The following is a 12,636-nucleotide window of genomic DNA, read 5'->3' as shown; positions in this document are numbered from 1 at the left end:
TTACTCACCTTGGCTATCAAAATAGCTGACGACTACTGGCTAAGTCTGAAGTTTAGTTGGTAAAGCAAGATGTTCACTTTGGTTAATGTTCTTTGTGCTTTCATTTACAAGTAAAGGCACTAAAGCACTACCTGCAATCACAGCGCCATCTATAAAATTAAGTGGTGTAATCTTTAAAAGACTCCGAAGTGGTGGGACAATGATAGCTAGGAGTTGTATAGCAAAAGAACCTGTTACCGCAGCGTTTAAATAAGCATTATTCGGCAGTTTTGCTGAATTGAATAAGCTGTGTTTTTCTGAACGGCAGCTAATAGTATGTAGGAGTTGTCCTGATGTCAAACCCATAAAGGCAATGGTGCTGGCTTGGGGGCTAATGCCATATCTAGAAATGCCGTAACTATAAGCTGCTAAGGTGCTGACAGATAATGTGGCTGACTCAAACGCAATTCTGCCAAAATCGGAGTTTTTAATAATTGGTTCGTCAGGATTGCGGGGTGGTTGACTCAAAACGTCGGGTTCTGGTGCTTCCATAGCTAGAGACAAACCAGGGAAAATATCAGTTACCAAATTTAGCCATAAAAGTTGGATGGCGTTTAAAGGTTCACCCAAACCAACTGCGGTGGCGGTAGTCATCACCATAATTTCACTGAGATTTGTGGCTAGGAGGAAATGCACAGATTTTCTGATGTTGTTGTAGATTGTCCGTCCCCGACTGACGGCAATCATCATTGTTTCTAACCTGTCGTCTTCTAGGACGATATCTGCTACCTCCCGCGCTACATCGGTTCCTCCTTTACCCATAGCTACACCAACCTGTGCCGCTTTGAGTGCGGGTGCATCGTTGATACCATCACCAGTCATGGAGACTACTTTTCCCGCTGCTTGCAAAGCTTGGACGATTTGCAGTTTATTGCTAGGACTAATGCGGGCAAAAACGTCTACTTTGTCGCTGAGTGCTGTCAAAGCCTCCGGCGTAAGGTCGCTGAGGTTAGTGGAATCAAGAATTTCCAGTTGGGGATCTCGGTTTAATTCTAATTGTTTAGCGATCGCATAAGCAGTTGGACTTTGATCGCCGGTAATCATCACTGTGTCAATACCTGCTTGATGAAAATCAGCTATTAATTGTTTGGCACTTTTTCTAATTGGGTCTGCCATTCCCACAAGACCCAGCCAAATTAAGTCTGACTCATAATTATTGCCAGTATTCAGGTCATCAATATGACTGTAAGCTATGCCTAACACCCGCAGCGCCTTACCTGCCATGCGATCGTTTTCTATTTCAATTGCTTGCCTGTCTTCTGCTGTCAAAGGCACTATTTGCCCATTTTTGACCCAATTTTGAGATATCTGAATGACTTCTGCGGGACTACCTTTAACAGCGACAAATTGATGATTATGACTCTCATGAATCGTACTCATGAGGTTACGATTTTCTGATCGCAGGTTGGTGTGCAGCAGAGGATACTTTTGTCTGAGTTCAATTACGTTCACCCCAGCACTAATTGCCATATAAATCAAGGCATTTTCTGTGGCTGAACCTGTAACTATATATTCACCATCTTCTTGTTGGCTGACTTCACTTTCATTACACAATACCGATACATGAATCAGCTTTAATAGTTGATCAAAGGTATAGGGATTAATATTTTCTGACCCAGCAATAAATTCACCATTCAAGACTTGAATGTGGCGGGTGTCTGTCTCTATCTCCACTACAGACATTTGGTTTTCTGTCAGTGTCCCGGTTTTATCTAGGCAAATTGTTTGCACCGATCCCAAAGCTTCCACGGCGCTTAGAGTCCGAACGAGGACGTTATTTCTCCTCATGTCTCGGATACCTAAAGCCAAAGTTGTAGTTGCAATTGTTGGTAGTCCTTCAGGAACCGCAGCCACAGCCAAAGATATGGATGATTTCAGCATTTGCACTAAACCATATCCCCGCAGCAATCCCAAACTAAAGACCAGACCGCAGATTCCCATACCAATTAAAACGAGTTGACCGCCTACTTCATCTAGTTGTCTGGCTAGGGGGGTTTCTGTGGCAGTTGCTTCACCTACTAATTGCTGAATTTTGCCCATTTCGGTAAATTTACCTGTGGCTACAACTACAGCCAGTCCTTGACCACCAGTGATCAAAGTTCCCTTATAGATCATGTTCAGGCGATCGCCTAATGGCACATCTTTATCAGTCAAAGATGCAGTATTTTTAGTAATGGGGATGCTCTCACCAGTCAAAGCAGACTCATCCACACTCAAATTATCAGCTTCGATCAATCGGGCATCTGCTGCTACATAACTACCGGGTTGGAGAATTAAAACATCTCCCAAAACGACATTTTCTGTAGAGATTTCTATCTGGTTGCTATCTCTAATTACCTCAGCTGAGGTTTGCCCATGATTTTTAAGAGATTGAATAATTTTTTCTGATTGACTTTCTGTAGCATACCCAATTGCCGCATTCAGACCGACAACACCCATAATCACTACAGCATCGATTAATCCCCCGGTGAAGATGGAAACTCCAGCAGCAACACTTAATAAAGCGACTGGTAGAGATTTAAACTGATCAATGAAGATGCTTAAATCAGAGCGTGTTTTTGTTTCTGATAAAGCATTGTAACCATACTTATGCAGATTGGCTGTAGCAGATTCATGAGATAATCCTGACACTTTAGAAGTATTAAGTGCCTCTAGGGTGCTATCTGCTGCCATTAAATGCCAGTTTTCTGCTCTTTGTTCTTGTGCATGGATAACAGATTGTTTATTTGGTTTGGAAACCTTGGTTAATTTTCCTGAATTTAAGTGGATTAATTGAGATTTTTTTTTATAATCTAATACAGTCTTGTCAATTAAAAATCCAATTTCATGAATGCTAGTTTCTGGATTGAAAAAGACAAGAATATTACTGGTTAGAGGATTCGCAGAAACTTGAATAATTTCTGGATAATTCGCAAGCGATCGCTCTAAATATCTTTTCAAAGATGCTGAACGGTAAAGTTCTTCGATTTTGTATCTAGCTCTCCCTTTGACCTTGGTATGTATTGCCTGAATCACAGCGATCGTAACTCCTGTTATACCCCTGAATAACTATAAAAATTAAATCAATCTACCTTTTAATTATAGTTTTCATAGGTTTCATTTTTAATAACATTTACTATTAAGACTTCTAAAGTTCTCAATTAAGTAAATGTAGCTAATCTTTTAATAAATTGTTGGCTGTGATTCGGTTGTATTGTTAAGTTTTACAAAACTATCAAAGGCAAACCAAGCCAATATATACCAAGGGATATCTTCTAATTCTAGTCCCTTCACTAACACTTGTCGGATAGCAAGTATGCTGAGAGCTAAAGGTACTAACAAACGTAAATCTGCCATACCATTTGTCATTTGTTTGACATCTGTATTGAAATCAGACATCACATTTATCAAATCCTGAGCTACTTGCGATTTACCATCAGGGTAGGCTTGGTAAGTTCTATACCTAAATTGTTCTCGCCTTTCTCTAGTCACATCAGCCGTTACATTGTTCCAAACCTGTGTTGCTTCTGTAACTGATTCTTGATACTTTTCAGACAGAACTATACTTTCTTTGATGACATTTTGAACTAAAGGCTGTTTCATAGCTTCCGCAACCGGAAGAATTATGGGTGACAAAATTATTGCTGTCAGACCTTCGACAATTTCAGGTACATTAACTTTTTCCAAGTTGAACTGAGATGCCATCTGCAAATATCCTCACAGTAACGCTTAGGCAGTCAATGATACAAGGTTAATTAAATCTATTGCTACTTACATCAGCCTAAAGTTACAGAGAAAGTTGGAATCTTTATCACCAGCATCGGCATAAAGATTGACCTATGGCTAACCTTTCTTTTGTCACTCGGGGAAGAGTAAAATCAGAAAAGAAGTCTGAAAGGCAGGAGGGGAGGATGACACAGCCAAGAAGCCCCAAACCCAGCATAAAATTTGTGGACGAGTATTATGCAATCTACCAAAACATATTTCCAGAAGTTAGGAGTTTTGAAAATTTCCGAGATTTACATTTGGGAATGATATCAGAGATAAAAAGGAAATCTTTACCAGAAATAGCCAAGGTAGTAGGTTTAGAAAATCAGCAATCATTACACCATTTTTTAACAGAATCACCGTGGTCATACCAATTCTCTATGAAGATGCATAGAATAAAGCTTCGTGAAATAGAGCTTCAAGAATGAAGTCATAACAGGTCAAAGAGGAGATTAACTCGGAAGACATTTGAGCTAGCTCATGTTGAACCCGGTGACGCAATTTTTGTAAATTTGGAAAATCAGTTGCAACTGAGCTATTGATACTCTATTTATAAGTAGATATCTCATCTAAAAAATTAATGAACCCCCAACTACCAAGTTTAGTAATCGGGGTAAACATAGAGGAGAGGTATTCACTTGGAATATGTTTTATTGAGTTGTTAATCCTAATGGTGTAATTGCTTTTTCCAAATCAGCCCCTTGGAAATTTGCTCCCACTATATTTGCTCCAGTAAGATTGGCTTTTTCTAAATCCGCATCAAATAAGTTTGCATTCTTCAAGTTTGCGCCGATGATACTTGCCTTTCCTAAGTCAGCACCTTGAAGGTTTGCGCCTTGCAAGTTAGTTCCTTGTAAGTTAGCTCTTTCTAAATCAGCACCTTGCAAGTTTGCATTTTCTAAATTTGCATTTTGCAGGTTTGTATTTTTGAGTTTTGCTCCTATTAAGTTGCATCCAGTACACTCATTGGTTGCTATTAAATGCCTTACATTATCTGTTACAGATGTGACTGAAGTAGGTGCGGATTCTATGGATGTGGGTGGTGTTAATGATTGAGCTTTAGCACTGGGCTGTTCTAGCAGAGAAAATCCTGTTACCAGTACCAAAAACACTCCTGCTACTACCCAATTAGTTATTTTCTGAAAAATTGATTTCTGCATGAGTCTCTCGCTACTTAAGTTTACAATCTCGGCTTTACTTTTGTAGAAATTATTCATCGATTGCTTAATATTTACTGTAAATAAGTTAATTGATAAAAACAAACATTATTTTTGTTCAAATTGATAAATTATAGTGATGTAAAATCTTGTGACTTAGAAATGTTGCTCAACGGGGGGAACCCCCGCACGCAACTTTTCGCTTTTTGACCCTACGAAAGTTTCTAGTTCATCCAGTTCTCCTACTTCGGGAATTTCTTCGGTTGGTGGTGCGTCTTTTTCACCAATTTGTTTTAGCCAATAAATTACAGTTGTGTGGTGAACACTTTTGGAGCGCTCAATAGCTCGGAATCCCTCACCATTAACGTATACTTTTAAGCATTCAAGTTTAATCTCATCTGAGTATCCTTTTGGTGGACTGTATACATCTATAAATTGACGACCACAACTGACACAAATGTGATTTTGTTTACCTCTTCGTTTCCCATTTTTTCTTATCCCCGTAGACTTGCAGTATGGACAATGCACAGTAGTAAATCCTAATCATCCCTCTATTATGCAACGCCAGCGATCGCTTAAATTCCTCTGCCTGCTCTAAACCTGTAAGCTTATATTTGAAAAACTCGTACAACAGTGGATGCAATTGGTAAACTCCCTCACCTTTACGCTGGAGTAAATGCAACTTCGCCCAGCTTTTCGCCAGTTTTTTCTAAAGCTTTAGTTAAAACTATAGTAGCGATCGCAGTTGCTACAGCCGTCAAGGTTACTGGTTCCATAAGTTAGCAATCATCTTACGAGATTATACTTATGCTCCTCAGTTTAGCAATTTCTCTAGCCTTCTCAGGTGAATTTTTTTGATTTTAAGTTACATATTGCGGCTATTTTGGCATAATCTTGCCTTCGAGACATTAAACTAGAGTCCGGTAAACTTAAGCATCAGATTCATATTAATTTTGATTTTAAAAATATATTAAACATGATCATTAAATTCTTAATCCAATGCTTGCTTGTCTTCATACTTGTACTAGAAATATCAGGATGTAATCTGCTTGGTATTTCAGGCAAAGAACAACTACCAGCAGTTTCACCACTTACCCCGCCAAATTTACCAGCATGGATTGAACAAATTAGTCCCATTGGTGATGCCAAATCTCTAAATCAAATTCGCATCCGCTTTCAAGAAGCTTTAATCCCAGTTGAAAGTCTCGATAGTCCAGAACAGCAAAAATTGTTACAAAAATTTGCACTCTGGCCACCTTTACCCGGTCAATTTCGCTTTTTAACACCCCGTATGGTTGGGTTTCAAGCTGATAAAGCATTGCCAAACGCCACACGATTTCAAGTCACTTTAAAAGCAGGCTTGGCAGATTTAAAAAATCATCGATTAAATCAAGATTTAGCTTGGACTTTTAACACTGAACCAATTCAAATAACTAATTTACCAGGTGTTAACCCCATTGAAAAAGCTGACATTCAACCAATTGACTTGCAGCAAAATTTACAATTTACTTCTAATGTAGAACTGAATTTAGCTTCTGTGCAAAAACATCTCCAGCTAACGCCAGAAGGTAAAAATAAAGGTGTAGGTTTCCAAGTTGAATTAGCCAAAGAAGAAAAACCATCAGAAAATCCCGATCCTTTAGAAAAATTTGACCCTTCAGCACGCAATTGGATTTATCAACTCAAACCGCAGCAAACTCTCGCTAAAGCAACCAATTATCGCTTAGTCTTTTCTCCAGGAATCTTGCCAGCTTATGGTAATTTACCTAGTGAAAAAGAATTTGTGAGTAAGTTAACTACTTATTCTCCTTTAGCATTCCAGGGCATTAACTTTTATGGACAGCCAGATGCAGGCGGAACCTACGGACGATTTCTTAAAGGTAGTCCTCAATTAGAATTTAATAATATTTTATTGCCAGATTCAGTTAGAGAAAATATAAAAATTAATCCAGCGCCGAAAGATATTGCACGCATTTTGCAAATCAACGATGAAAATAGAATTGTTACCATCAATCCTTATGCTTTAGCACCAGATACTACTTATAAAATTACTATCGACAGCAATCTTAAAGATAAATTTGGGCAAACATTAGGTAAACCTGTTACCGTTAAATATGATACTGGAGATTTAGCAGGGGATATTTGGGTGCCATCAGATTTGCACATCTTTCCCGCAGGTAAAGACTTAAAGCTAAATATTAATACAGTAAATCTGCCAGAATCAAAATATAAAGCCGCTTATAGCGTAGTTCAACCTACAGATTTAGTTTATTTTAATTCTGCCTATCCCAAAGGTAACGGTAACGATTTACTTCCAAAACCAAGTGAATGGCAAAGCTTTAAAGTACCTACTAAGAAAAATCAATCAGTTGATGTGACTGTTCCGCTACGAGAAAAGCTAAACGGTGCTACGGGGATGTTAGCTTATGGGGTACAAGCACGGACAAATAAATATCAAGATAATGGTAAAGAACTCTGGCGGGAACCTACAACTTACGGTTTGGTTGAATTAACAAACTTAGGTGTATTTTCCCAGTGGTTTCCTGATTCAGGATTAATTCGTGTCAATCATCTCAGTGATGGTTCACCAGTTAAAGCCGCTACTATTGAAATTTATCAATCAAAATTAGCAGCGAAATTTCGTTCTGAAACTGTACCTTGTGCCACAGGTCAAACAGATGAAAATGGAAATTTCAAGCTGCAAAAAGATAACTTACAGCAATGCTTGACTGGTAAATCAAGCTTTATCAAATCGCCAGAATTATTAGTAATTGCCCGTGAAAATCAAGATTGGGCATTTACCAGAACAGAAGAATATAGCGGTGTTTATGGCTATGGAATTGATGCAGGCTGGCAAGATGGTAAGCCAGAATCGCGCGGTGTCATCTTCTCGGATAGGCAGTTATATCAACCGGGTGAAAAGGCTTGGTTGGTTGGTTTTGCCGATTACTTACAAAACGGGAATCTTCTGCAAGATAAAAATGCTGCTTACCAAATAACTTTAGTCAATCCTGATGGACAAAAAACCGATTTAGGTACAAAAAACACAAATGAATTTGGGACGTTTTCTTTAGAGTTGCCAATTAATAATACTGAGCGATTAGGCTACTATACAATCCAAGCTAAAAGCAAGAATGGGTATGAAATTTCTGGCGAGTTTCGTGTAGCGGAATTCAAACCGCCTAATTTTAAAGTTGAACTCAACTTAAATCAAGAATTTGCCTTAATTGGTGAAAAAATTGAGGCGAAAGCGACAAGTAATTATCTGTTTGGCGCGCCAGTAGAAGGAGGAGAAGCCAAATATTTTGTCACACGCCAGCAAACGAATTTTATTCCCAAAGATTGGGGACAATTTGCTTTTGGTAGACAATGGTTTTGGCCGGAAGAAAGTCCTACTGTCCCTACAGATGTCTTGCAAACTAATACCCAACTGAATGCTAATGGTAAAACTGAGCAAACAATAATAGTGGCTGAAGATTTGCCTTACCCCATGACTTACCGTGTAGATGTGCAAGTTGCAGATGTTTCTAATTTGTCTGTAGCGAATTCTCAAACTTTTACAGCCTTACCAACTAATCGTTTGATTGGTTTAAAAAGTAATTTTGTTGTTGATGCTGGGAAAGCTTTACCTGTAGAAGTTATAGTTACTGATCCCACAGGAAAAATCCTCGAAAATCAATGGGTACGTCTGGAATTACAAAAGATTAAATACAGCAGCGTCACGCGGGTAGTAGAAGGTAGCCGAACCCCAAAAAACCAAGTCGAATATCAGACAGTTGCACAAGCAGAAATTAGATCTACAAATAGTCCCCAATCTGTCAATTTGACACCGCCGGAATCAGGTTCTTATCGGATTCGAGCTAATTTTAGTGATGCCAATAATGAATTAAGCGCTACAGATTTACAAATTTGGGCGACTGGAGACAATCCCGTATTTTGGGGTTCTAGAGAACGAGATATCCTTGAGGTTAAATTAGATAAAACAGAATTTAAATCCGGTGAAACTGCTACTGCACTAATTCAATCTCCCTATCCAGAAGCAGAATTATACTTTGCTGTAATTAAAGATAAGCCCATCTATCAGCAGATTATCAAAGTTAAGGGAGGCGCGCCACAAATTCAGTTTCAAGTTACACCAGAAATGTTACCTAATGCAGCAGTACAAGCTGTATTAATCAGACAAGGCGCACCTCTTAATCAAGTAGAACCAGCAAGTTTAGATAAATTGGTCAAAATTGGCTTTACACCTTTTAAAGTAAACTTAGAAGATAAGTATTTAAAAGTGCAAGTCAAGCCAATTCAACCATCACTTTCGCCTGGTGCAGAAGAAACAATACAACTAGAACTAAAAGATAATCAAGGCAATCCCACCCCAGGACAAGTTACAGTCATGGTAGTGAATGAAGCAGTACTGCAACTTTCTGGTTATCGTCCGCCGAATTTGGTAGACACAGTTTATGCAGAACAGCCAATATCTACCCGCTTTAGCGATAATCGACCAGATGTCATATTACAAACACAAGATGTTGCTAAACCCAAAGGCTGGGGTTATGGCGGTGGGTTATCATCTGGTCTAGCAAATACTCGTGTCCGCAAAGATTTTCAAGCTTTAGCTTACTACAACGGTTCTGTGCTGACTGATACTACTGGTAATGCCCAGATAACCTTTAAATTACCAGATGACTTAACTACATGGCGAGTCATGGCTGTGGCGACTGATGGAAATCTGCGTTTCGGCAATGGAGATGCAACCTTTATCACTACAAAACCACTGCTAACTAATGCTATATTGCCACAGTTTGTCCGTCCAGGCGATCGCATCTTGGGCGGGCTATCTGTAACTAACAATACTGGTAACACCGGAAATCTTACAATTAATGGCGAACTGAGTGGCGCTGTGAAGTTTGGTGAAAAGAATCCCACCACTACTTCTTTACAAACCAAAGCTGAATCCGCTACCCATGCTTATCGTTTTCCCATGTTGGCAGAGAATGTGGGAGTTGGAAAAGTTCGCTTTACTACGCAGCTAAATAATGCAGCAGATGCCTTTGAAGTACCTTTAGATGTTAAGCCACTGGAAATTACAGAACAAATAGTTGAAACTGGTGTCACCGAGAAACAAGTAAAGATTCCTCTAAACGTCGATAAAAATGTCTTCTCGGAGGCGGGAGGTTTAGATGTACAGCTAGCTAGTACCTTAATTCCAGAAATTAAAGCACCAGCACAGCAGGTTTTAGAAAATAATGATTTACCATTCGCAGAACCGGCGGCGAGTCAATTAATCATTGCGGCTAATCTGCAAACTTTGGGTAAACAATACAATCAGACATTTGCAGAATTTAATCCTAGTCAAAAGGCAAATCAAGCAATTACACAATTGCAAAAACTCCAACTTGTAGATGGTGGTTTTGCTGCTTTCCCAGGACAGGAAAAATCAGACCCTTGGATTTCTAGCTATGCAGCAGAAGCTTTAGTTAAAGCTAATCAAATAGATTCCGCAATGCTATCTCGTGTCAAAGGATATTTGCAGAAAGTTCTAGCCAACCCAGGTCAATATGACTTCTGTAAACAGCAACTTTGTAAAAGACAACTGCAACTGCACACTTTAATTGCTTTAGCAGAATTAGGAGATCAACGCAATACCTTCTTATCGGATATTTATCAACAGCGCAACAATTTTGATGTTGTAACTCAAATTAAATTAGCGCGATATCTATCTCAATTCTCGCAATGGCAAGATGAATCACAAAAAATGATGCAGCAGTTGCAACAAAATATTTATGAAATTGGTCGCACAGCCGTTATTAGTCTGCCTCCGAGTTGGGGATGGATGAGTTCATCTACCACAGCCCAAGCCCAAGCATTAAGGCTGTTTATTGCTCAAAAAAGTCAACCAGAAGTTATAGATAAATTATTTCAAAGTCTGCTGGCACTGCGGATAGATGGCACATGGCAAACTAGTTTTGATAATGCCCAAGCTTTGACAGCTTTAGTAGAATATAGCCAACTACAACCAACACCGCCTAATTTTGTAGCTACAGTCAAATTAGCTAATCAAAAACTAGGAGAAAATCGTTTTAACGGCTATCAAAATCCTAGCTTACAGGTAAAAGTGCCAATGGCAAAATTACCCCGTGGACGACATGATTTAACTCTGCAAAAATCTGGTAATGGTACTTTACATTATTTAGTTGCCTATAATTATCGCTTGCAGGGAAATCAACCAGGGAGGTTTAATGGTTTACGAATTACAAGAGAAATTAGCCAAGTAGGTGAAGAAAAAGTTCTGCAAAAAACTGGTCTTTATGCTTTTGATAAACCATTAAGTCTACAAACAGGACAAGTCTTTGATGTTGGTTTAGAAATTATCGCCGACCATCCTGTAAATCACCTAGTCATTAAAGATCCTTTACCCGCAGGATTTGAAGCCGTAGATGAAAGTTTTCAAACAGCTACCACTGCCTTACAAGCACAAGCAGATAGTTGGCAACTTGGCTTTAAAACAATTTACCGCGATCGCATTATCGCTTACGCCGACCACCTCGAACCAGGAGTTTACAGCTTACATTACTTAGTTCGTTCTGTTACTCCCGGTACATTTAGATATCCTGGTGCAGAAGTTCACCTGCAATATACACCAGAAGAATTTGGCCGCGCTGCTGATTCTACATTGATATTGGAGGAGAAATCATAAAGGCGATCGCAGTCACGAATCTCTTCCATTTCCCTCAAATCCTCGTAAGTTTGAGGAAATGGATAGATTGGACTGTTATCATCCTCTCGGTAAGCTAATTTGCAGATGATAAACGAACTATACTGTTTACTTCTCGCATACATAATCTTATGAAATAAGTAAACCAAGTAGCAACACCTACTATTTTGAATACATCTTCTAGTCTAGAAATAGCATAAGAATGATCACCTATATCAGACACAATTGATAAAGCAAAAAATCCTATTGCAGACAATAAAATAACAAACTCGGTTGTTTTTATAACTTTGATTGTTTTTACAAAAATAAATAGTAGAATTATTGCATAAAATGCATAAACTAATTTTTCTTTGATGTTTAAATATTCCGGAAAAACAACTTCATGAAGCAGAAATAAATCGTCGATCATCAGAAAAGATGTTAACAATCCTGAAAATAATAAAAACTTAGATAAATCTCTAGAACGATTGTTATGTTTGATTATTGCATAGCTAAATAGACAAATTGCAGCACAAGAACACCATAATAATATACCAATGTTTGAAAATAATCCTATTTAAAAAGGCGTATTAGTAAGTACTGATGGATCTCTTGTTAAAATATCTAGGCTAGTATTTTTTACTAGTTTAAAAAATACAAAAATTAAAGTAACTGGTATGACTGTTAATAAAACTATTAAAGCAACAATTTTAAGTTGATTGCTGAGATCTATTTGATTTGGGTAGCTTAAATTCTTTTCAATTAAGTTTTTCATTATTATCAAAAATTATTACATTCACAATGCAATTAATACAAATCATTTATAAAAGTATGTTTGTTTAAATTGGCACATTTGATATTAACGAAATGAACGCAAAAATTCACATTTATTTAAGTAAGATTGTTTTTTGTAAGCTTTAATGTTACTTTTTTAACCATTGTTAAACTAAAACCTCACTTTGCAAGGGTTAAAGATTAAGTAAAGGTTAATTAAAAGTTAAT

The 12,636-nt window shown here is 38.1% G+C and carries 5 protein-coding genes and 2 pseudogenes; 2 read left to right on the top strand and 5 right to left on the bottom strand.

Annotated features, from left to right (window positions below; all coding sequences use genetic code 11):
- Positions 1 to 39 precede the first annotated feature (39 nt).
- Both I8751_RS02795 and I8751_RS02790 read right to left on the bottom strand, forming a co-directional pair.
- Positions 40 to 3,054, bottom strand: a complete 3,015-nt coding sequence (locus I8751_RS02795) for a cation-translocating P-type ATPase (protein ID WP_214437636.1) — start codon at positions 3,052 to 3,054, stop codon at positions 40 to 42.
- A 147-nt stretch (positions 3,055 to 3,201) separates the two neighbouring features.
- Positions 3,202 to 3,723, bottom strand: a complete 522-nt coding sequence (locus I8751_RS02790) for a DUF5132 domain-containing protein (RefSeq protein WP_214437635.1) — start codon at positions 3,721 to 3,723, stop codon at positions 3,202 to 3,204.
- A 206-nt stretch (positions 3,724 to 3,929) separates the two neighbouring features.
- Between I8751_RS02790 and I8751_RS29425 the strand changes: the two are divergent.
- Positions 3,930 to 4,151: pseudogene (locus tag I8751_RS29425) on the top strand (IS701 family transposase); the annotation flags it as partial.
- Between the two features lie 285 nt (positions 4,152 to 4,436).
- On the opposite strand, the gene I8751_RS02780 reads toward I8751_RS29425, so the two are convergent.
- Both I8751_RS02780 and I8751_RS02775 read right to left on the bottom strand, forming a co-directional pair.
- Complete coding sequence (locus I8751_RS02780; RefSeq protein ID WP_214437633.1) at positions 4,437 to 4,946, bottom strand: pentapeptide repeat-containing protein; 510 nt, start codon at positions 4,944 to 4,946, stop codon at positions 4,437 to 4,439.
- Between the two features lie 189 nt (positions 4,947 to 5,135).
- Positions 5,136 to 5,471: pseudogene (locus tag I8751_RS02775) on the bottom strand (IS1 family transposase); the annotation flags it as partial.
- A gap of 448 nt (positions 5,472 to 5,919) precedes the next feature.
- On the opposite strand from I8751_RS02775, the gene I8751_RS02770 reads away from it, so the two are divergent.
- A complete protein-coding gene (locus tag I8751_RS02770) occupies positions 5,920 to 11,637 on the top strand; it encodes an alpha-2-macroglobulin family protein (protein WP_214437632.1) in 5,718 nt (1,905 codons plus the stop codon).
- Between the two features lie 94 nt (positions 11,638 to 11,731).
- Here I8751_RS02770 and I8751_RS02765 read toward each other — a convergent pair whose 3' ends face one another.
- The gene (locus I8751_RS02765) at positions 11,732 to 12,064 is read right to left on the bottom strand and encodes a hypothetical protein (RefSeq protein ID WP_214437631.1); all 333 of its coding nucleotides are present in this window, start codon (positions 12,062 to 12,064) and stop codon (positions 11,732 to 11,734) included.
- Positions 12,065 to 12,636: the final 572 nt, after the last annotated feature.

It is taken from the genome of Atlanticothrix silvestris CENA357, assembly GCF_016056295.1.
Classification (GTDB): domain Bacteria; phylum Cyanobacteriota; class Cyanobacteriia; order Cyanobacteriales; family Nostocaceae; genus Atlanticothrix; species Atlanticothrix silvestris.
Note: the sequence above shows the minus strand (reverse complement) of the source record. Positions and strands in the feature narration are given on the sequence as shown.